The 22,604-nt window shown below is 32.4% G+C and carries 24 protein-coding genes and 1 tRNA gene; 7 read left to right on the plus strand and 18 right to left on the minus strand.

Annotation, left to right across the window (positions count from 1 at the left end; genetic code table 11):
* Positions 1-56: 56 nt before the first annotated feature.
* The 7 genes from trxA (at position 57) to Q4Q40_RS02125 (ending at position 7,463) form a co-directional block, all read left to right on the plus strand.
* Positions 57-374, plus strand: a complete 318-nt coding sequence (gene trxA / locus Q4Q40_RS02095) for a thioredoxin (protein ID WP_136480345.1) — start codon at positions 57-59, stop codon at positions 372-374.
* Between the two features lie 88 nt (positions 375-462).
* The gene (locus Q4Q40_RS02100; protein ID WP_303300020.1) at positions 463-1,005 is read left to right on the plus strand and encodes a ClpP family protease; all 543 of its coding nucleotides are present in this window, start codon (positions 463-465) and stop codon (positions 1,003-1,005) included.
* A 78-nt stretch (positions 1,006-1,083) separates the two neighbouring features.
* Complete coding sequence (locus Q4Q40_RS02105; protein ID WP_303300021.1) at positions 1,084-3,648, plus strand: M1 family metallopeptidase; 2,565 nt, start codon at positions 1,084-1,086, stop codon at positions 3,646-3,648.
* Positions 3,645-4,574, plus strand: coding sequence for a DUF58 domain-containing protein (locus Q4Q40_RS02110; protein ID WP_303300022.1), 930 nt, complete (start codon positions 3,645-3,647; stop codon positions 4,572-4,574). The genes Q4Q40_RS02105 and Q4Q40_RS02110 overlap by 4 nt, the downstream gene beginning before the upstream one ends.
* 170 nt (positions 4,575-4,744) lie before the next feature.
* Positions 4,745-4,818 (plus strand) — tRNA-Asp (locus Q4Q40_RS02115).
* Between the two features lie 491 nt (positions 4,819-5,309).
* On the plus strand, positions 5,310-6,362 hold the full coding sequence (locus Q4Q40_RS02120; protein ID WP_303300023.1) for a helix-turn-helix domain-containing protein: 1,053 nt from the start codon (positions 5,310-5,312) through the stop codon (positions 6,360-6,362).
* Positions 6,363-6,440: 78 nt separating this feature from the next.
* On the plus strand, positions 6,441-7,463 hold the full coding sequence (locus Q4Q40_RS02125; RefSeq protein WP_303300024.1) for an alpha/beta hydrolase family protein: 1,023 nt from the start codon (positions 6,441-6,443) through the stop codon (positions 7,461-7,463).
* 47 nt (positions 7,464-7,510) lie between these two features.
* Here Q4Q40_RS02125 and Q4Q40_RS02130 read toward each other — a convergent pair whose 3' ends face one another.
* The 18 genes from Q4Q40_RS02130 to Q4Q40_RS02210 all read right to left on the minus strand — a co-directional run bounded on the left by Q4Q40_RS02130 (position 7,511) and on the right by Q4Q40_RS02210 (position 22,421).
* Positions 7,511-8,581 carry an adenylate/guanylate cyclase domain-containing protein gene (locus tag Q4Q40_RS02130; protein ID WP_303300025.1) on the minus strand — a complete coding sequence of 357 codons (1,071 nt, stop codon included), beginning with the start codon at positions 8,579-8,581 and terminating at the stop codon, positions 7,511-7,513.
* A gap of 110 nt (positions 8,582-8,691) precedes the next feature.
* Complete coding sequence (locus Q4Q40_RS02135; RefSeq protein ID WP_303300026.1) at positions 8,692-9,810, minus strand: ABC transporter permease; 1,119 nt, start codon at positions 9,808-9,810, stop codon at positions 8,692-8,694.
* The gene (locus Q4Q40_RS02140) at positions 9,810-10,922 is read right to left on the minus strand and encodes an ABC transporter permease (protein WP_303300027.1); all 1,113 of its coding nucleotides are present in this window, start codon (positions 10,920-10,922) and stop codon (positions 9,810-9,812) included. Before Q4Q40_RS02140 ends, Q4Q40_RS02135 begins: the two co-directional genes overlap by 1 nt.
* Positions 10,922-11,647 carry an ABC transporter ATP-binding protein gene (locus Q4Q40_RS02145; protein ID WP_303300028.1) on the minus strand — a complete coding sequence of 242 codons (726 nt, stop codon included), beginning with the start codon at positions 11,645-11,647 and terminating at the stop codon, positions 10,922-10,924. The genes Q4Q40_RS02140 and Q4Q40_RS02145 overlap by 1 nt, the downstream gene beginning before the upstream one ends.
* Before the next feature lie 5 nt (positions 11,648-11,652).
* Positions 11,653-12,564, minus strand: coding sequence for an ABC transporter ATP-binding protein (locus Q4Q40_RS02150; protein ID WP_303300029.1), 912 nt, complete (start codon positions 12,562-12,564; stop codon positions 11,653-11,655).
* Positions 12,564-13,472 carry an HlyD family secretion protein gene (locus Q4Q40_RS02155; protein WP_303300030.1) on the minus strand — a complete coding sequence of 303 codons (909 nt, stop codon included), beginning with the start codon at positions 13,470-13,472 and terminating at the stop codon, positions 12,564-12,566. Before Q4Q40_RS02155 ends, Q4Q40_RS02150 begins: the two co-directional genes overlap by 1 nt.
* 4 nt (positions 13,473-13,476) lie before the next feature.
* Entirely contained in the window at positions 13,477-14,751 is a 1,275-nt protein-coding gene (locus tag Q4Q40_RS02160; protein WP_303300031.1) for a TolC family protein, read from the minus strand.
* 1 nt (position 14,752) lies between these two features.
* On the minus strand, positions 14,753-15,364 hold the full coding sequence (locus tag Q4Q40_RS02165) for a TetR/AcrR family transcriptional regulator (RefSeq protein WP_303300032.1): 612 nt from the start codon (positions 15,362-15,364) through the stop codon (positions 14,753-14,755).
* Positions 15,365-15,484: 120 nt separating this feature from the next.
* On the minus strand, positions 15,485-16,606 hold the full coding sequence (locus Q4Q40_RS02170; protein WP_303300033.1) for a hypothetical protein: 1,122 nt from the start codon (positions 16,604-16,606) through the stop codon (positions 15,485-15,487).
* Between the two features lie 446 nt (positions 16,607-17,052).
* Positions 17,053-17,337: a YhaZ family DNA alkylation repair protein gene (locus Q4Q40_RS24235; RefSeq protein ID WP_496559852.1), complete on the minus strand. Its 285-nt coding sequence runs from the start codon at positions 17,335-17,337 to the stop codon at positions 17,053-17,055.
* A gap of 179 nt (positions 17,338-17,516) precedes the next feature.
* Entirely contained in the window at positions 17,517-18,128 is a 612-nt protein-coding gene (locus Q4Q40_RS02175; protein WP_303300034.1) for an SRPBCC family protein, read from the minus strand.
* Between the two features lie 294 nt (positions 18,129-18,422).
* Positions 18,423-18,767: a hypothetical protein gene (locus Q4Q40_RS02180; protein WP_303300035.1), complete on the minus strand. Its 345-nt coding sequence runs from the start codon at positions 18,765-18,767 to the stop codon at positions 18,423-18,425.
* Between the two features lie 261 nt (positions 18,768-19,028).
* Positions 19,029-19,634 (minus strand): class I SAM-dependent methyltransferase, encoded by a 606-nt coding sequence (locus Q4Q40_RS02185; protein ID WP_303300036.1) that lies wholly within the window; start codon positions 19,632-19,634, stop codon positions 19,029-19,031.
* A gap of 182 nt (positions 19,635-19,816) precedes the next feature.
* Positions 19,817-20,182: a DUF4180 domain-containing protein gene (locus Q4Q40_RS02190; protein ID WP_303300037.1), complete on the minus strand. Its 366-nt coding sequence runs from the start codon at positions 20,180-20,182 to the stop codon at positions 19,817-19,819.
* 6 nt (positions 20,183-20,188) lie between these two features.
* Entirely contained in the window at positions 20,189-20,677 is a 489-nt protein-coding gene (locus tag Q4Q40_RS02195) for a DUF2938 domain-containing protein (protein WP_303300038.1), read from the minus strand.
* Between the two features lie 114 nt (positions 20,678-20,791).
* Positions 20,792-21,646: a helix-turn-helix transcriptional regulator gene (locus Q4Q40_RS02200; protein WP_303300039.1), complete on the minus strand. Its 855-nt coding sequence runs from the start codon at positions 21,644-21,646 to the stop codon at positions 20,792-20,794.
* A 173-nt stretch (positions 21,647-21,819) separates the two neighbouring features.
* Complete coding sequence (locus Q4Q40_RS02205) at positions 21,820-22,032, minus strand: helix-turn-helix transcriptional regulator (RefSeq protein ID WP_303300040.1); 213 nt, start codon at positions 22,030-22,032, stop codon at positions 21,820-21,822.
* Positions 22,029-22,421, minus strand: coding sequence for a hypothetical protein (locus tag Q4Q40_RS02210; protein ID WP_303300041.1), 393 nt, complete (start codon positions 22,419-22,421; stop codon positions 22,029-22,031). The genes Q4Q40_RS02205 and Q4Q40_RS02210 overlap by 4 nt, the downstream gene beginning before the upstream one ends.
* Positions 22,422-22,604 lie beyond the last annotated feature (183 nt).

A 22,604-nucleotide genomic window follows, 5' to 3' on the forward strand; every position in this document is an offset into this window, starting at 1 on the left:
AATTTTGACTAATTTTGTGTTATTAAAAATAAAATACGAATTAAAACATAAATATTATGGCATTAGAGATAACAGATGCAACGTTTGAAGAAACTGTATTAAAAAGTGATAAGCCAGTATTGGTTGACTTTTGGGCTGCTTGGTGTGGACCTTGTAGAATGGTTGGACCAATTATTGAAGAAATTAGTGGGGAATACGATGGTAAAGCTGTTGTTGGTAAAGTCGATGTAGATGCAAATCAAGAGTTTGCTGCAAAATATGGTGTTCGTAATATCCCAACTGTTTTGGTTTTTCAAAACGGAGAAGTTGTTGGAAGACAAGTTGGTGTAGCTCCAAAAAATGCATATACAGAAGCAATAGATTCGCTTTTGTAAAAAAGTATAGAAAAAATATAGAAAAAGAAAATTGAAAAGGTTTGTCATTATGGCAAACCTTTTTTTATTTTAGATGAAAATTAAAAATATGAGTGAACAAATAAAATTGCAAGATGCTATTGATAGCAAATTAATAGAAGAACGCAAAGTGTTTTTGTGGGGGCAAGTTGATGATGCTTCTGCCAAGCATGTTATAGAACGTTTAATGTATTTAGATGCTTTAGATACTAAGGATATTCATTTATATATTAATAGCCCTGGTGGCTATGTAACTTCTGGTTTTACTATTTACGATTGTATGAAATCTTTAAAAAGTGATGTGTCAACAATTTGTACAGGATTTGCAGCATCTATGGGATCTTTAATATTATCTGCAGGAGAGAAAGGAAAACGTTTTATACAACCTCATGCACGTGTTATGATTCATCAGCCTAGTGGTGGCGCACGTGGACAAGCTAGTGATATAGAAATTACAGCCAAAGAAATTATAATTACTAAAGAGCTAAGTGCTCAAATATTAGCTGATAATTGTGGGCAAACTTTTGATAAAATAATGAAAGATTTTAATCGCGACCATTGGATGGGAGCCGATGAGTCTACTGCTTATGGTATTGTTGACAAGGTTTTATAATATTGCTTAGTAGTTTAAAGAGATTATAAAAAGGTTTGCATTACAGTAAACCTTTTCTGGTTTTAAAAAGTGGTCTTTATGAAGAGTTTTTTATGTTTTTTGTGCTTATTAACTATTTTTTCTTGTGAAACCAAGCAAGAGAAAAAGTCGCTTTTGTCTAAAGGTATTTCATTAGATTTAGCAACGTATAGAAAAACACAAGTAGAAGACGTAATTTATAACTTAACCTTTAATATTCCTTTAAAGAAAGAAGGTTCTATAGTTTCCGAGTTAAAGTTGAACTTAAAAATTAAAGATTTAGAGCACCCATTGTATTTAGATTTTAATGAAAAAAAATCTTTTATTAAAAGTGTAACTGTAAATGGAACTACAATCGATGTTCATCATGAAAAAGAACATCTTATTATTTCAGAAACATATTTAAAGCTAGGAGCTAACACTATAGATATATCGTTTATAGCAGGTGAATTATCGCTTAACAGAACCGAAGATTATTTGTATACTTTACTAGTGCCAGATAGAGCGAGTACATTGTTTCCTTGTTTTGATCAGCCTGATATAAAGGCCAACTATGTATTAGATATTACAGCTCCCAAAACGTGGGAAGTATTATGCAGTTCTAAATTAGATTATAAAGAAGATAAACAGGATGATACAAAATATGTGTTTTGTGAATCGGATAAGATGAGTACATATTTATTTTCTTTTGTGGCTGGCGTATTTAATAAAACGATGCAGAATTTGGGATCGTTTGATATGACTATGATTTACAGAGAAAATAATGAAGCTAAGCTTGAATCTAGTATAGACGAAATTTTTAAATTACATGAAGCATCTGCTAATTTTTTAGAAGATTATACACAAAAAGATTTTCCGTTTCAAAAAATGGATTATGCCAGCATACCAGGTTTTCAATATGGAGGCATGGAGCATGTTGGTGCTATTCAGTATAAAGAAGCATCCCTTTTTTTAGATGAAAGTGCCACTTTAAATCAGAAGTTGAATAGAGGGAAATTAATAGCCCACGAAGTATCGCATATGTGGTTTGGTAATTTGGTAACCATGAAATGGTTTGACGATGTTTGGCTAAAAGAAGTCTTTGCGAATTTTATGGCCGATAAAATTGCAAATCCTACATTTCCTGAAGTTAACCATAGGTTAGAGTTTATGTCTCAGCATTATCCGAGTGCTTATAGTGAAGATCGAACAAAAGGCGCATCTCCAATTCGTCAAAATTTAGATAATTTAAAAAATGCAGGGTCACTTTATGGTAACATTATATACCATAAAGCACCTATTATGATGCGGCAGTTAGAAGCAGCTATAGGAGAAGATAATTTTAAAAAAGGCTTACGCAATTATATACAAAAATTCGAAAATAGTAATGCAGATTGGAACGATTTGATTCACTTGTTAAATGCAGAAACAACGATCGATTTAAAGCAGTGGAGTCAGGTTTGGGTTACCCAATCTGGGCGGCCTATAATTACAAATAACATTACTTATAAGGATGGTAAAATTGAAACTTTTGAAATATCTCAAAAGGCAGAAGACGGAAGTCAAAATATTTGGACACAAACCTTTAATATTGGCTTAGTTTACGAAGACACAACACTTGTAAAAACAGTGCGTTTAAATGATAAGAAGATGTCACTAAAGGCTGTTATAGGTTTGCAAAAACCAAAGACAATTGTTTATAATTACGATGCTTTTGGTTATGGTGTTTTTCCCATTGATGTTGAAAACCTAGCAATACTCCCTACAATTAAAAATAATGTGGCTAGAGGCTATGCATATATTAATTTATATGAAAATATGCTTACGAACACAGTAACTCCTACAGACACTTTTTACTTGCTTTTAAAAGGGATAGAGAATGAAACAGAAGAACAGATCGTTAATCTTATCTCAAGAGCGTTATCATCGGTTTTCTGGAACTACCTTACGGATCAAGAACGCTTTGATGCGCAACAATATATGGAACCATTATTACGAAATATGCTAAGTGAAAATTTAGATGCTGGACTAAAAAAAACAGTGTTTAATTTATATAAAGGAATTGCTTATTCAATAAATGGAAAATTGTTCTTATATGATGTTTGGACTAAAAAAATAAAGCTTAAGGGGTTAAATTTAAATGAAAGTGATTTTACAAGTATTGCGTCACTATTAGCAATCTATAATCATGAAAAGACAGATGAAATACTAAGCATTGCTAATGCAGAAATTACGAATCCAGATACTAAAAAACGCTTTGAATATCTATTACCGTCACTATCAAATGATGATAAAGTTAGGGACGCTTTTATGACATCTTTTTTTGAGGCAAGTAATAGAACAAAAGAATCTTGGGTGTTAAGTGCTTTAAGCAATATACATCATCCATTACGTCAAAAAGTGGCAGAAAAGCATTTACAAACATGTTTAGAAGTATTAGAAGACATACAGTTAACAGGAGATATCTTTTTTCCAAAGAATTGGCTTAATAATACTATAGGAAGCTATTCGTCTAAAAAAGCGTTTCATGTGGTAGAAACATTTTTAGCAGAAAATCTAGACTTTAGCCCTGTACTAAAAAATAAGTTATTACAAAGTGCAGACGGATTATACCGAGCTCAAAAAATTAAGAACTCAAAGGAATGAATTTACAAGCAGAATTAAATAAAACAGACGGTTTTAAAAACTTGGAGTTACTAGCTAAGCAAGTTGTGGAAGGCTTTATTGCGGGGATACATAAAAGTCCGTTTCATGGGTTTTCGGCCGAATTTGCAGAACATAAAATTTACAATCAAGGAGAGAGTACACGCCATATAGATTGGAAGCTATTTGCTAAAACAGATAAGCTTTACACCAAACGCTACGATGATGAAACCAATTTACGGTGCCATATCATTATAGATAATAGCAGTTCAATGCATTACCCAAAAATGGATTCGTTTTCTATCGATCATTTAAATAAAATAGGGTTTTCAGCTTTAGCTTCGGCATCTTTAATGCATATATTAAAAAAACAACGAGATGCTGTTGGTTTAAGTATTTATAGTGATAATTACGATTATTACGCTCCAGAAAAAGGTAGCGAACGCCATCATCAAATGTTATTAAATCATTTAAGCGATGCTGTAATTTCTAAACCTATAAATAAAGAAACAGAAACGTATAAGTATTTACATGAAATAGCAGAAAAGATTCATAGACGCTCTATGATATTTTTGTTTACAGATATGTTTCAAACATCAGAAGACGATGTGAAATTGTTTGAGGCCTTACAACATTTAAAATATAACAAGCATGAAGTGATTTTGTTTCATGTATTTGATAAAGAAAAAGAACTGATATTTGATTTCGATAATAAGCCAAAGCGTTTTATTGATGTTGAAACAGGGGAATATATTAATTTGTATGCCGATACTATAAAAGATAATTACAATAAAGCCGTGAGTCATTATTTTGACGCTTTAAGATTAAAATGTGCGCAATACAAGATCAAATATGTGGAGGCAGATATTAATAAGGATTTTAATAACATTCTCACTACCTACATGGTAGAGCGGCAAAAGTTTGTATAGACCCTCACTGAATTTTATGCTGAGGTAGGCTAAAAGACAAGTGTGATGATTACAGTTAAAACCCTAATACGAGGTCTTGAATAATTCTTTTTAAAATAATTTTTAAAAAACTTGAGAAAACATTTGAGATATAGAAAAAGGCGTGTATATTTGCAACCGCAATGAGCAACGGTCTGGTAGTTCAGTTGGTTAGAATGTCGCCCTGTCACGGCGAAGGTCGCGGGTTCGAGTCCCGTCCAGACCGCGAATAAATTGCTAATCGCTTAGAAATCAATATGATATCTAAGCGATTTTTTTATGTGTAACAAATTCTGCACGCGACAATTATAACTGTTTGATTTTCATTGCTTTGGTGGGTGGAGCGTAAATCTTGGGGACAACTTTAAAAAGTTATAACTTTGACTTGATTTAAAGACTTTAAAGCCTTGGACATTACCTTAGCAAATTATCTACTACCAGAAGGTCTATTAGACTATTTTGATATAGGAAGAACGGATTAATTATTAAAAGAGACTGGTCTTTAGTAGTTAATGGAACACGAATTACTTCAGAATTCGCGTCTTTTTTTTAAAGTATCATTAGATAACGAAACTGTATGCAGTTCTAAAACCATAAAATTTGAATACAGAGAATCTTTTTTTCAATCTAAATCCTATTAATTTTTTTATCATCTCTGGTCTTGTCCAGAATTTTATATTATCAGGAATTTTATTTTTCAAAAAGGGTAACCGACCAATGGCTAGTATAATATTATCCTTAATTCTGGTCGTTGTCACTCTCCATTTAGTCTATTTAATGGTTTTAGACACAAATCTTGATAATCTATTCCCTGGCACATTATATATGCCGTATTCATTTTTATCGGCACTTGGCCCTCTAATTTATTTTTATGTAAAAGCGCTTACCAATATTAATTTTAATATTGTAAAAACTGATTATTGGCATTTTGTTCCTGTAACAATAGAAATTCTTATGCAAGTATTTAATATTCTTTATGGCATAAAGAACAATCAGATTTTTTACAATACCCCCTTCTATTTTTATGGCTCCCTTATTCTTTATTTTTGGACGGCAGGTTCAATGTTTCATTATATTAACCTTTCTCTTAACGTTATTGGAAAACATGAGAATTGGGCGTTGAAGAATTTCTCCAACCTGAGAGATATTACATTAAAATGGTTGCAAAAATCAATAATCTATTTTAGATTATTATGGATAATTTGGGTTCCTTTTATTATAGTATTCCAGTTATTTTTTGGATTGCAGTTACAGTACATTTATATTGTTCTGGCACTTTATGTACTATTATTGGCATTGACCTATCTTACCTTTTGGATAGGATTGGAGGGTTTTGGACATGCTAAAACCATGGCCTTTAGACCAAATATCGGGGTTAAGGAAAATAAGAATTTCGGTTCGCTGTCACAATCACAGCTAGAAACTTATATTGCAAGTATGGAGCGTTTTATGAAGAAAGATAAAGTTTATCTAGATGAAAACTTAAATCTTAGAGAATTTGCTTCACTTCTAAATTTAGACCCAAACCTTGTTTCTTTTATATTGAATGAACATATAAAAAGTAACTTTCACGATTTTGTAAATAAATACAGAATTGAGGAAGTAAAAAGCCAATTGTACAATCCAGCAAAAAATAATATTACCTTATTGGGCATTGCGCTTGATTCGGGGTTTAATTCAAAAACTACATTTAACAGGGTCTTTAAGAAAATGACAGGAAGCACCCCGTCCGAATTCCGAAAAAATATAGAAAGTAGCACTAAAAAATAAGTGCCATCCTTCATTATGGTGCGCAAGGCACTCTATTTTATAGTTGTTTTGTTCTTAGTTAATTAAAAACAATAAACCATGTATAAAATTGTAATTGGACTTTTACTATTTAACACCGTTTTCTGTTTAGGACAAGAAGCAAACGTAAATAAGAAAGATGTTCTTATGCAGCAAATAGTATCTCCCCCTTCTCAACAGGAAATTCATGAAACACTCATTAACCTTAGGCAAAAGGACTTATTGCCTAAAGATATTGTAGTGCATGATTCAATTATTTTATCTAATATGAACAAGCTTTTCATACTTTCCCATACTGTAGAAGGTAATAAACATTATGGAGCAGTTATTGTTCCTAAACATTCAGAAAAGCTTAAGTTACCTGTTATCATTTTTGCAACAGGAGGAGATGGCATACATACTGAATTTGATGTGAGTCAAGACTTTAATCACAAAGCAATTCAATTCCCTAATTATTTAGGTGAAAAATTGGATAAGGAATTTATAGTGGTCATTCCATCATTTAGAGGACAACAACTCATCATTGATGGCAAAAAATACCAGTCTGAAGGGAATATAGGGGATGCCTTTGATGGAGCTACTACTGATGCTTTGGCATTTTTGAATGTAGTACTTGAGATCTTTAATACTGCTGACGAACACCGTATTGCTATCTTCGGAGGAAGTAGAGGTGGTACAGTTTCTTTATTGGCATCGGCAAGAGACAAACGAATAAAAAAGACAGTGGTCGTTGCTGCTCCAACAGATATGGCAGCTCTTTATGACTTGTACCCACAACAATTTAAGTTGTTATTTTTCAATTACCTACTGAACGGTAAAATTTCGGAGATACAAGCAAGGAAAAGGTTCATTGCGAGTTCCCCTATCTATTTTACAAAAGAACTGTCTTTCGTACAACTACATCATGATGAAAACGACCCTTTTGTACCTGTGTCTTTTGCTGGAAACCTGATTAAAAAAATGGAACAAGATAAGACGAAGTTTTGTTCCTACTTTTATAATGAAGGCATTCATGGTTTTTGGGATAACGAAAATTATTGGAAACGTGTTCAGGAATTTTTGGGCTCTTGGATAAAAGAATAACCAAAAAAACTTTTGAATGTTTTGATTAGCACTTAAATAAATGCATATTATACTTTACTAATAGTATGAATGCTAATTTCATTATGTTTTCCTTTTAATAATACCTTTCCTAAGAATTTAGAGGACAAGTACCTTTCAATTTTTAGATTTTCCAATAATTTTTCAGATATCAATAAAGAGACTTTATACGTGTTACATTCACTCTGTATACGGGCAGATGTATTGATGACATCTCCATGGTATGCTAATTCTTTTTTTACAATACCAACTTCTGCGACCATTAAAGTACCTCCATGTAACCCTGCTTTGAATATTGGTGTAACGCCATATTTTTTCATGTAGTATTCTTTTTTAGTGTGTAGTTTATGGGTGAATGCAAAAAATAATTCTACACAATTATTGTTCACCAATCCTTTTTTGTATGGCCAACTTATCACGGCTTCATCACCTACATATTGATATATTTCAGCATCATATTTCGGAACGACTTCATTTAAATCTAAAAAGCAATCTTGAATAAGTTGACTATATTTTAAATGCCCAAGTTCTTCTGCATAGGTGGTTGAGGATTTTAAATCGAGAAACATAAAAATGCGTTTTTCCTCTTTAGGTTCCCTATATTTTCCGAATAGCATTTTAAGAAAGACACCTTTACCAAATTTATCATTGGCTATCTTAATAAATGAAAACACTATGGAAGCAATAAACGTATATATAATAGCGGCTCTAAAAATTAAGCTACTTCGCCACCATCCAAACTCAATATTAAGCTCTAAGCCTAAAGCTGTATTAGCAATACTCCTTACAAAAGTGGAAATAAAGACTATAAACAAGAAATAAAGAAAGGTGCTTAAAAAAATATTAAACCCCATAGAAAATCTTTTTGAAAAATATTTTTCCAAACCAAATTCTATATTGGCATAGATGACCCCCATTAAAAAGCCAGAAAGGGCAAATAGCATAACCTTTATCCTTAAATCGGCATTTATATCCAATCCGTTTACTTCTTTTATCGAACTGTCCTCAAAAATGCCATAGTACCTAAAAACAGCAAAAAAAGCCATCGCAATAGTCCAGAATGAAACCGATTGCCAAAGAGTTCTTGTGTACTGCTTCATGAGTTTAATCCAATCGTTTATTTTGAGCTGATTAATCATTCTTAATAGTTGTATTTAACTTTATGCTTCATAGTCTATATTGGGTTTTTTAGTCTTCAATATGTAAATTGTTATACTTGTTTTTTATAGCTCCATACTGCCAATCCATTAAAAATAAAGGCTAAAATAAAGGTATATAGAAATTCAAATCGGATGTTCCAAAAGCCACTACCTTTCATTAATACCTTTCGGCTAACGGAAATAAAATGAGCCAAAGGATTTCCAATGGTCAATTGTTGCGCCCATTTTGGCATACTATCTATGGGTGTGAAAAGCCCAGACATCAACACAAAAATGATAATGAAAAAGAAGGCTATAAAAATGGCTTGCTGTTGCGTATCTGCAAAGTTAGAAATGAGTAAACCTAGTCCTAATACAGCAATGATATTAAGCGTTGTATAGCCAAAAAGCAAGAGTAGGTTTCCTAGTATAGGAATATTGAAAATTAATTTGCTGGCAATAATGCCTACTGTAAAAAGAACCAAGCCTATACATAAAAATGGAATTAATTTCCCTAAAATAAATTGCCATTTTTTAAGCGGTGTTACATTAATCTGTTCAATAGTACCTACTTCTCGTTCTCGTACAACATTCATCGCCGAAAGTATAATGGTTAATAATGCGGTAAGTTGGGCTAGAATACCTGGAGCCATAAAATGGGTGTATTTTAACTCAGGATTGTACCAGTACCTCGAGGAAATGGTGGTGTTACTTTGCTTTGATATGGAAATATCAGGTATTACTTTCTGAATCAGTTTTGCATTGAATGACGCAACGATCGCTTTTAAGTAGCCCGATCCTACTATGGCCTGTTGCCCATTAGTAGCGTTAACCAGCAACTGTATCTTAGGTTGTTTACCATTTATGTAATCATTTTCAAAATTAGGCGGAATCTCTATGACAATATCACTTGTGTTTTCTTGTAAATAAAAGTAGGCTTCATTGGTATTAAAAGAAGTAGCGACAAGTGTTATTCTATCATTGGCTATTATTTTATGGTTGAGTGTTCTTGAACTCTCACTTTGATCCATATCCACAACTACTACGTTTACATTTTTAACTTCATTGGAAGCTGCATTTGACAATACAATGAGTTGAACGATTGGCAATACAGTCATCATAGGCAAAATAGCCTTGTTACGTATAATCTGTATAAATTCTTTTTGTATGATATATGCTAAAATGTTCATTATTCTAGTCGTATTTTAAAATTCTTTAAAGCCAAGGCTAGTAATACAATGGTCATTCCTAATAAAATTGCTATTTCAATCACAACGGATTGAAAACCAACACCACGTAGCATCACAGCTTTTAATATTTCAATAAAATAAGTGGCGGGAACTACAATACTTCCGATGACTTGTAAAACTTGAGGCATGCTCGAAAAAGGAAAAATGAACCCAGATAAAATCATTGTTGGTAGCATTAATCCCATCATAGAAGTAAGCATGGCCTGTTGTTGTGTTTTTGCCTTGGTAGAAATAAATATACCTAAGGACAAGGCCAGAATTACGTATAATAAACAACACAGTAATAATAGGATGAGACTTCCCAGTAAGGGTACTTTAAAGACAAAATGACCAATAATAAGTACCAGAATAGCATCTATAAATGAGAGTAGCGCATAGGGCGTTACTTTACCTAAAATGATAAGTAAAGGCGGTAGGGGCGAAACCAATAAAATTTCCATTGTGCCTAATTCTTTTTCCCGAGTTATAGCAAGAGATGTAAGCATTGCCGAAATAATAAGCAAAATAAAAGCAATGGTTCCTGGAATGAAATTATAAGCACTTATCAACTGAGGGTTATATAGCATTCTATCTTCTACAGTAATCAAAAAAGGATTTTCTATTTGTTGTAATTTGTTTTTCTGAAAGCTTTGAATCAACCTTGTAGTATATTGTACCAAAGTATTTGCTTTATTGGGATCTGACCCGTCCGCAATCAATTGAATAGTTAACGGATTATTTCCATAAAAATCTGAAGAAAAATCTTTAGGAATTACCATAACCAGAGCTACGTTACCTTCTTTAAAACCACTTTCTATATCGGCTTCTGACGTTAATACTTTATTGAGTGTAAAATGTCCTGAACTTTGTATATGTTGTATGAGTTGTATACTAGTTTCGTCTTTGGCATAATCTAATACATCTATAGAAGCATCTTTAAATTCGGTACTAACAGCATACCCGAAGAGGAGCACTTGTACAATGGGTATTCCAAAAAGAATAATTAGCGTACGTTTATCACGAATAATGTGATATAATTCTTTTTTTACAAATGCTTTGAATATTTTGAACATTAGCGTGCTAGTTTTAAAAATACTTCGTCCATAGATGTTGCCTCGAATTGTTGCTTTAAATTATGTGGTGTGTCCAATGCTTCAATTTTTCCTGCAACCATAATAGAAACCCTGTCACAATATTCTGCTTCATCCATATAATGTGTCGTAACAAAAACGGTACGCCCTTTTTCAGCCACCTGATAAATGGTTTCCCAAAACTGCCTGCGCACTCTAGGATCTACTCCTCCCGTGGGTTCGTCAAGAAAAACAATCTCTGGGTCGTGCACCATAGATATGGCAAATGCCAAACGTTGTTTCCAACCCAATGGCAAGGATATAACCAATGATTTAGATACTTCTGTTAACTCCAATTCTTCTAGTATTTCTGTGGTTTTTTCTTTTATCTTTTTCCTTGAAAGCCCATAGATACCCCCATAAAACTGAATATTCTCAACAACGGTCAAGTCATCATACAGGCTAAATTTTTGAGACATATAGCCGATGTTTTTTTTGATTTTTTCAGGTTCGGTATCTACGTTGAATCCCGCAATTTTCCCCATACCTTCTGTAGGTTTGCTTAAACCAATCAACATTTTTATAGCTGTGGTCTTACCAGCGCCATTAGCACCTAAGAATCCAAATATCTCCCCTTTTTTAACTTTAAAAGTAATGGCGTTAACAGCAATAAAATCGCCAAAACGCTTGGTGAGTTTGTCTACTTCTATGGCAAAAGGTGTGTTCATTTTTCTTAATTAACAGGTTGGCTTATATCTAAAAATATATCTTCAACTGTAGGTTGAATTGTTTTTGCTGTATTATCTGAAAACCCCGCAATTTTTAAATGATACTCTATTTGAGAAGCCTCATACGGTTCATTGGTAATCAGGTGTAAATTTTCTCCAAAAGGCAATACGCTTTCTGTAAAATTCTGTACTCGTAGATAGTTTAATAACCTATACGTTTCTGTAGAATTAATAGAAAACAGCGGTTTTTCAAAATTGGAAATCATCTGCTGCGGCGAATCAATTTTTAGAATTTCTCCATTTTGAATAAGGGCTATTCTATCGCACAATGTGGCTTCGTCCATATATGGTGTGCTTACCAAAATGGCAATTCCTTTGGTTTTTAGTTTCTTAAGCATGTCCCAAAATTCAACACGACTTACGGCATCGACACCTGTGGTAGGTTCATCTAAAAATAAGACTTCGGGTTTATGAATTAAAGCACAACACAATGCCAGCTTTTGTTTCATACCTCCCGAAAGTTTACCTGCTAATCTCTTTTTAAAGGGTTCTATCTGAACATAAATATCCTTTATTAAATCATAGTTGTCTTCTACTGTCGTACCAAATATGGTAGCAAAAAAGGATAGGTTCTCTTCGATGCTTAAATCTTGATACAAAGAAAAGCGTCCTGGCATATAACCTACTTTTTTACGTATTTCTTTGTACTCGTTTACAATTGGGTGTCCTGCAACAGTTCCTTTGCCTTTATCGGCAAGTAAAAGTGTTGTTAGTATTCTAAAAAGTGTTGACTTTCCTGCACCATCGGGACCAATAAGTCCAAACAATTCGCCTTTACCCACGGTAAAGGACACATCGTTCAAAGCTAGCACATCGCCATATTTTTTTGTGATATGTTCTACTGTGATTGCATCCATTAGTCTCTGTTTTTATTAGAAAAAATGACTTCTGCTGGCATTCCTATTTTAAGCAATCCATCGTTTTTTACTTCTACATCTAACGCATAAACCAGGTTAACTCGTTCCTCTTTGGTCTCAATGCTTTTTGGCGTAAATTCAGCTTCATCTGCAATCCACGTAACGGTACCTTCCAGTTCTGTATAACTATCCTCATCACTATCTATTAATACAGTCACCTTATCATTTAATTTCACTTTTTGAAGTAACAGAGCGCTCGTATATGCTTTTAGTTTTAAAGTGTTTAGATTGGCGATTTTATATAATGGTCTCCCTTGATTTACCAGTTCGGCGACTTCGACAAAAGTGGATAATACGGTACCTTCTATCGGGTTATTAATCTCATGGTCGTTTATTTTATTTCTCAAAATCGCAATTTGTGCTTCTAAAGGTTTTCGCTCTGATAAAATGCTGCGATTGGCAATATTAATCTGTCTGGTGGTTGAACTTATTTGCTGGTCGACCACCTCTATTTCGCCATTATAATCATCGAGTTGTTTTTGGGTTGCTGCCTTTTTTGCTACTAGATTTTGGGTTCTGTTCCGTTCTCTATCTAAATTGCTTTTTCGTTTTAATAAAATAGCAATTTCTGGAGCCGCTTCCTGTAATTTAAAGTCTAAAGCTTCTAATTTTGCAATGACTTGTAACTTTTCTAAATGCAATTGTGTTGTATCTATTAAGCCTACATTAATCCCTTTTTGAAGTTTCATGCCTTCCTTTATATTGAATTGTAGTAACTCGCCATTTCCTTTGGCACTAATAGTTACTGAAGTGGCTTCAAAGTTTCCGTAAGCATCGGATTTTTCGGAGTTTCCGCAAGAAAGCAGCAATACGACAACGAAGATGGCGGTTATTGATTTTATTTGCATAATATTATAATTTTCCAAATAGGGTTAAATAATTTACTTGTAATTGTTGTATTTGTATTTGATGTAATTTTAGTTGTTGGCGCGCAGATAATTCGGCATTGATTTGAATGAGGTAATCATTGGCTTTTATAACTCCTTCTTGTAACTGTACTTGTGTTTGCGCTAAAATATCTTTTTGAAGTGCTGCTATTTGATTATCCTTTTTCACTTGTTCCTCTAAAGCGACTATTTTTTCTTGGTATTCCTTTTGCTGTGAAACAATATTAAATTCGAAAGTTTCTTTATTTACTTGTACTTGCTTTACTTGTATCTCTATTTTTTCGCGCTCTTTTTTAGCTTTGCCCCAATCTAGAATGTTCCAGTTTAAACGAACCCCTCCTAATGCATAGGTCGCATTTGAAACATCGGAAAAATTAACAGGATTCGGATATCCAACACCTCCTTGGGCAAATAGCGAAACTTTAGGCTTTCTATTAGCATCTATGGTCTTTCCCTGTGCTTGCAATAGCTTTTTTTTAGAATCATAATAAACTTGCTCTGGTCTTGAAATGTTTGGAAGGTTATCCATTAAAACCATTTCGGGAATCTGTAGTATTGTATTTTCTGAAAGGTTCGTTCCTAAAAGTGTATTAAGCACTCCTAAATAGGCTTTTATGTCTCCAGTAAGCCGTCCGTCTTCCGATTCTAGTTCCAGCTTGCGAACTTTTAATTTTGAAAGTTCACTTTCTAAAACTGTTCCATTATCAAAACCAACTTGCAATGATTCTATATTGGTACTAATATCGTGTATAGAGGTATGCAGCAATGATTGGTGTTGGCGTGATAATTTAATGACAAAAAAGAGTGCATTCACTCTATCTTTTAGATTGCGAAGCGACACATTAAGTTCTTGTTGATGTACTTCCAACGATGCAACTTCAATATGTTGCCGAGCCTTGGTTAAACCGCCATCATAGATATTATAGTTAACGTCTACATATCCTTTATAACTCTCCAAAGGAAGGTCTATATTCACAGGTCCTCCAGCCATTCCAAAGCTTAAGTTTTCAGATTGTAATTGCCCTGTACCATTAAGGCTAATGGTAGGTAGTTTTCCTTTTTTTATAATGTCTGTATTGGTTTTGGAAACTTCATTTAACAGCCCTTTATTTAAAAGGAGCGGATAATTTGCCTCTACTTTTACATAGGCTTCCTTCAGGGTTATAATAGACGCGTTTTGTGCGCTTGTTTTTATACTGAAGCAGAGTATCACAAAGGCTATGATTGTTTTTTGAAACATTTTATACTTTTATTGAATTAATTATAAAATTCGCGACTTCTATTTTACGCTCATCTAACAGCTTTTCAAACGGAAGGTCTTCCATATTTGTAACTGCTTTGAGTAGGGGGGCTCCAAGAAACGGAAAAGCATTTAGGGCAATTATATTGATGAATAACTGCTCGGCATTGGTGGGTTTTAGATGTCCATTTTTCACTTCGTCGTCTAGTTGTTTCTTAAATTTTTCAAGGTTAGGAAGCCCTATTTCCTTTTTTATATTTAAGATGAATTCTGGATTTCTGTTAAGTTCCTGAAAAATAAAACCTGGCATATATGGATGTTCCATAATAAATGAAATATGGTTAAAAGTGAAATTTCTAATCTTCTCTTCAATAGATAAATCATCATTCAAAATTTCACCAAGATGTGTTGTCATCAATTTAAATGCATTTTTAAATACTGCTTCAAACAAAAGTTGTTTACTCCTATAATAATAATGAAGCATTGCCTTATTGATACCAGCTTCATCTGCTATTTCTTGCATTCTAGCACCATCCATTCCTTTAAGCTGAAACACACTTTTGGCAGCTTCTAATATGAGGTTTTCAGTAGTTGTATTTTTTTCTTTTGTCATTATTAACTATTTGGTTTAACTTTTTGGTTGATAAATATATAAAAAAACTAAAAATAGGAATTTTACTTTAGCCTGTTGTTAGTTTAAATTCATTCATGTGAAGCAACGGTTTATAATTTTTTAGTTTTTTTTATTGATAGGAATTATAATCTGTCTGAAACGATCGCTATTCTTTGGTTTGATAGCAAAATAAATCTGAGTGTGGTTTTCCAGATCAATATCAGAAGTATTATATCCAAGTATATTATAAGAATCTTCATTCCATGAAGATACTATCCCACCTGGAGCTGGTATACTGGAATACCATCCATTTTTATGAATATCATCAAAGGCATAATGCACTTCAAATTCTAACTGGCCTTCATTTTTATCCCGAGACCAGCCAAGAATAAATTCATTATTAATATTATTATAAGTTCCTGTAAGTGTACAAATTTGTTTAATGTTCTCATCATTTTCATCCCTGTAAAATTCAAATCGGTCAAAATAAAAAGCTGAAGAATTTGTAGCAAAATCTCCCCAAATATAAAACCTGGTTAAAGCATCAAAATAATTGAAGTCTTGTTCGTTTGTTGGGTATTGCTTTACTCCTTGTTCTATATTACCGTTATCACCTCTATTGTGAGTAGGGCGAAAATCAATAATTACTTGTTGCCAGTTGCCACCAGCAGATTCAAGATTAAAATAATGATGATAATGTCCGCCTCCAGATTCTGCACTACTAGGATTTCCATTCCTGGCACGAAAATATGTGCCAAAATGTAGGTTTGGTTGACCAGTGACCTTTCTTTCTATCCCTTCAGGTAATTTGATCCAAAATCGCAAACGATTATATGTGTTTTCTTTCCATTCTTGCCCTTCATCTATATGTTGTCTTGTCCAATGCCAGACATAATCAGTTTGCGAGTAATTATACATTTGCAGATATAATGGCCCACTGGTCATTATAGCCTTTAATGATTTGTCGCCAGAAACCGAATAACTGGATGATAGCTCTGTTTTCCCTATGCTTTTTGAACTATTAGGGTAAATATTAAAAAGGTATTTGTGTTGATCTTGTGGTTGATTAGGATTTATAATGATAACTCCATCTCTTTCAAAATCTGAAAGAATAACAGATTCTTTAATTTCTTGACCAGTAGAATTATCTGGGATGTTTGTACTAATTATATTAATCTCATTAGAACTACAGGAAGTAAAAAATAATAATAACAAAAGTAAGAGTACATTGTAAGTACGCATGGTAATTGGTGTTTTTGGGGTTAAATATTAATTATTTAATTCAAGTTTTTAAAAATAGATTTTAAACTATTGCTTCCTTTTGTAATGGTATGATGTTCTATTAATTGAAACTCATATGCAATATTCTTTTATTAGTATCCATCCTTTACATTAAAACATACTTTTTAGCTTTTAAACATTAAGTTTTTAGTGATTATATTTCTTGTTTTTTACTATAATAAACCAAAAGGTTTAACCATATGGTTAACAAATATACTAAAAAACTAATAATGATAATTTTTTACTTTGAAAATTTTCGATTAATCAATATTTATATTGAAGAAAAATGACTCTTAATGTCTATAAAATATAAGCTAAGGTCTCTTAGAATTAAATAATATTATCAACTCATTTTCGTTTTTCTAAGTTATTAGTTTGAATTCAACTATTTCTAATTCATTACCATTTTAGATTAAGGATAGTTGGTACTGACCTACATAAAACTTTCTTGTGGTAATCAATTTAAATGATTGTTTTCTGTTTATTAAAGATGTTGATTCTGCTAAATAATCTTTCTCACTAATTTTAAATACTTTTTTCGATAATGAGCTATTAGCTTTTTGATAATACACGCCATATTTAAGTCTGATTTTTGAATTTTTCCTATCTGTATTTATAAGTTTGAACGAAAACTCTAAATATTTTCCAATTTTAACAATTGGAGTGAGAATTTTAAAGTCAATTATTTTGATTTATCAATAGTATCAAAACCAAATAGTTCCATTTTATTCCATTCAGTACAGAAAATTTGATTTTAAAATACGTTCTTATTAAAATTAGGAGCAACCTCTCCTGGGCAATCGGAGAGGTTGTTAAAAAACTCTTTGGAATATATGTTTTTAAGAGCCGAACCCATTTATTCTTGTTTTGATTATTCTATATAATTCTCAATAATCTTACCATCAAATTTTGCGATTAATTGTTCTGCCATATCGTCAAAAACATCTACTAAAGTTGTTTTATTCATTTCCAACATTTCTTGATTTTCATGATTAAAATGCATATCCCAGGTTAGTATTGTTTTATCTCCTTTTGCTTCTAGTGTGGTTAGAGAAAAATTTTCAGTAAACCCAAACTCGGTTGCCTCTTTTTTGCTTGAAGCCCAACCTAAATCTGTTTCTTGCCAAACTACTTTTTCGGTATGAATTATACCTTTTTCACCTTCCTCAATTGGTTTAAAGTAGCAAGTGTATGAAGTGCATTTCTCGTTTTTTGTTTCTGTTTCTACTTTTTCTAAACCAGCACTAAATTTAGGCATATTTGCAGGGTCGCCAACTAAATTATACACTTCTGAAGTTGGCTGATTTAATTCTAAAACCATTCGATTCCTTAAAGGGCTATTTACAAAACTACTTGCTTTAGGATAAGTTAATATTGCTTTTTTTTCTGTTTTAGTTGTTTGCTTTTCACTCATTTTTACTTTGTTTTGACCATTGCAACTTATCATTAATAAGATTACAGGTATCATTAATAATTGTTTCATTTTATATCTTTTAAGTTAACTTGATACAAAAGTAAATTGGGGGAGTGACAACCCTATGTCAACTAGGATTAAGTAATTCGATAAAATAATTTGAAAGATTAAAATATTTCTGATAATTAAAGTTTTGTGTGCTTGTATTTGATTCTAAAATTAAACTCTCTAACTTCATTCCATATCTTCAACATGATATGTAAATAGAAATAACCTTCTTAGTTTTAATACACGAAATTTGTTAGCAAAAGTTTCTGTCTATTGCTTTGCAACAGTATCATAGACAGCGCTGATAATATTTAATTATTGTTCTATATCTAATAAATCAATTTTATCATGTGGTTCAAGAGGATTTGAATATGCAACAATTACATAATTTTTAAGTCTTCGTTCTGCTTCACATAAAATATTTAGTTGTTTATTTTGCAGAACTGCTGATTTAAAAAGTGAACAAAGTCCATTCTTACTTTTCTTATGTTTACAATTAGAACCTTTGTAAATGGCAATATTTGCCCCCAGCATTTCTGTTAGAATATTAGTTTCCTCAATAATCTGCTTATTGGGTTCAGCAAGTTCACTCAAATCAACAAAACCTCGGATTTCTTCTGGTAGCCAAGAAGGATAAAAATTATTCTCAACATTTTGCATTATTGTTAATTTGTTTTATTTCTGTGATGTGTTTCAGAATGTTCGGTTTGTTACTGAACTAAATATAAATATTTTGCTTTTATTTTTCGTTTAAATGCAAATTTTATACTTGGCGGACTTTGTAAATAAATATTCTCAGGACTTTCTGTTTAGCGCAAAAATCTTATGTTTTTTAGCTTAGTTCTTCTTAATTTGAATGGGATCCAAAGTGTTCATGCGAAGGCACTTCATTTAACTAAAAAATGCCAATCTTGAAATATGTCAGCTCGTTTCAGCGAGCTTTTTTACGATGATGCTTACGTGTTTAGAAGGATATTGGTCTAATTCCAAGTGTTTACATTCACAATTAGAATTCGATATTATATTGAGGATTTCTGTTATTCCAACGGATCCATAACAAAATTTTTCGTTGTGCCAAGTATCAATATGTTCGCCAATCGTATCGCCGAAAGTGAATAATAAAATTCCATCTGGCTTGAGTAAGTTGCAAAGTTTTTCAACCACTGGTTTATGACTTTTAATGGGCAAATGAAAGATACTATCCCAAGCCACAATTAGGTCAAATTTCTCATTTGTTTCCCATTCGACTATGTCTGCTAGCTCAAAATTGATATTAGAATGCTGAGCTTTTGCGAGTTCAAGCATTTTATGGGAAATGTCAATTCCTTTTATAGTAAATTTGGCTTCTAAAATCTTGTTTATTATTCTGCCTCCGCTGCCACACCCAACATCAAGGGCATTGTCTTTTGATGAACAAAATTGAATAGCTTTATCGACCATTGAGAGTCCGTATTCAGATTGTAGCATTTCGTCATTCCATTTTTTGGCAATGTTGTCGTAGCTTTTCGCAAGGTCTATATTGTTCATTTTTTAGTAATATATTTTTTTGTCTTCTCTTGAAACATAGCTGCAGGTCAAATAGATATACTTTCTTTTGTATTGGCTAATGTGCCATCAAAATCTAAAACAGACGTATTATAGATTTCATTAGGGTGGCGTTTTTTTCAATAAGCGTATAGCTTTGTATAATTACTCGGTTGCTGTAGCTGTCAACTTTTTGAAGTCAGTTTTTCAATTCCCTCTTCTACAGAACCAACAAAATTTACTTGTCCGAGCTTATTGCTTTCAAAGATAAAATCTTTTAGACTCTTACTTTCTATAGTATTAAAATCCCCAACTATGGCAATTTTGAAATCGTAAGTCGAAAATTTCTGTAAAATTTCACCTGCTATTTTTGTTTTTAACTCAAAGAAATGGGGTGTCAAATTATTTTTGGTTACGATTATGTTTTCAGCACCTTTATATCGACAGTTCATTAATATTTCTACAGCATCTTGAGCATTCCTTATCTCAACTTGGTCAGATGACAATTTAGCTATTTGAATGCCTTCGTTTTCGATAATTTCTATATTCATATTGATTTAATTTTTGAATGTGTACTTTATAAGTACCGTACAAAGATATAAACCAATGCCATAAATAAAATGTGCCATAAAACTTTTCAAGCGCACAGTATTTGGGTCTGGCAGGTTTGAGCAAGCTACTCCAAAGCCAAAAGCGGGTTGCATTATAAAAAAAGGAGCTACTATGGTGGCTAATCCAATTACCAATGCTGGAAATAAAGTTGGCTTATCAAACCATCCTTTACCATAAATAGCAAACATTAAAAAAGCAAAGGTTATCCCAATAGCGTAATGTGATATCCAACCTAGTAATAGTTCATTTTTTATGGGCGTCGCATTCATAATTTTGTCATGATAAAATTGCCCATTGAACATATGACCAATCCACCTTCCCACAAAAGCATAGTTGAGAGATTTTATATGAAAGAAACTAAGGATATAACCCCAAAGATCCATAGCCAAGGTCGCTCCAATTCCCGTAAGGAATACTTTTAATAGTATATTCATGTTGCTTAGTTTTTTTGTGATTTTTTAAGCAGTTGCGATTCATTTACAAAAGCTATTCAAAATTAGCTTCTATACCCATTATGGAGATAGGATAAAATTCAAAACAGATAGGATTTATTTAAAGTTGTTCCGAAACATATCGGGAGTATATCCTGTATATGTTTTAAATAATCTGATGAAATGCGAAACATCATCATATCCTAAATGAAAAGCTATTTGATTAATTTGATTTGAAGTGGCAAGGAGATTCCGTTTTGCTTCTAATATGATATGCTCTTTAATCATTTCTGAACAAGTAATGCCTAGTGAAGTTTTGGTAATGGTGTTCAATTGATACTGCGACAAATTCATCATATCGGCATATTGAACCACTTTTTTCTTGGTGTAAATATGTTCTGCTAAAAGCCCCATGAATTCCTCAAGGCGTTCTTGCATATAAAGCGTTCCGTTAGTTGATAGAGCATTGGAGCGATGACGAACAAGTTGAGTCAATAAGATAATCATATTTGCCTTTATAACCTCTTGATACCCTTCTTCTTTCAACATGTACTCATTAAAAATATAATCCAATAACGAATACAATTTATTAAAGCTGTCGGCTTCCAATTGATAAAAATTTTGACTACTAGCCCTCTGTAAAAAATGCTTTTCCGATTTGTTTTGAGTTGTATATAAATCAGTACTAAAGTTGATTAAATAACCTTTGCTTTTTGAGTCTAACTGAAGTTGATGTACTTGACCAGGTCGCAAGAAAAACAATGAATAATCGGCTATATCAAAAGATTTAAAGTCTATATTATGTTTGCCCTTTCCCTTTTGTAATGCTAACATAAAGTAGTAAGCGTGTCTATGAAGTGATTCTATAAGTGGTTTTCCATTGAGGATATCCGCAAGGCTTTTTATCCAAAAATTTTCAGAAAAATTGGACTCTGTATAGGGGGTTATTTTTCTTACTGGGATTTTTTTCATTTCAACTTTAAACTCTTAAAGTAATGTTATATTCCTATTTAAATTATAAATCATTGCCTGTAGCCCACACGTTTTTTGATGGATGCAATTTCTATGTATTGATAACTTTTTTGGCAGGATCAAGTATTAAGTACTGAAAAAAAATGAAAGACAAGTTTTAATTATTCCCATTATTAGTTTGCTTTCCAGTCCGATTCTTCCAATTCAAATAGTTCATCTACCTTGATATTGAATATGGAAGCGATCTTGAAGGCCAATGCTGTTGATGGAACAAAGCGCCCTTTCTCTATGGCATGAATAGTCTGACGCGTAACATTAACTTTTTCAGCCAAAGCTGCCTGTGACATATCATTTCTTGCCCGCTCTACTTTGATAAGATTTTTCATTCTTTAAACTTAAGAATAGTGAAACTTATAAATGCAACCAGTAAACAAACCAGTGTAAACCAGTAGGAAGAAATAGCCCCATCTTGATTGCCGTCAGGGTACGTAGTAATGTAATTTGTAATAGTACCAGCTATACAAGTGAACACAAAACCTATTGCCAACGATTTGAATTTCAAATATCTGATTCTCTCATCCGCCATAGGACGACCAGAGAAAAATAAGAACAACAACCCCATGCCTAAAAGACCAATTAGACTCTCTACAAACCAATTTCCATTTTTTACCACTTCGAAAATTAGTGCTCCAATTGCCAACAAAATGAAGGCAAGACCTAAATAAAAATTTCCCCTAATAAACCAGGAAACCAATGATTGACGATTTGTTTTCATATTTATAAAATTGTAAATTATACAATAACAAATGTAAACTATAATTTACATATAGACAAGTTTGTAATAACAAAAATAAATATAACAATTAAAAAAAAATTTATAAACAGACTGCGTTATTTGTAAAGTTCTCTACAATTTTTTCTGATTTATTGCCATTTAGGATTAAGGATAGTAAGCGGA

Source organism: Flavivirga jejuensis, assembly GCF_030540765.1.
GTDB classification, from domain to species: domain Bacteria; phylum Bacteroidota; class Bacteroidia; order Flavobacteriales; family Flavobacteriaceae; genus Flavivirga; species Flavivirga jejuensis.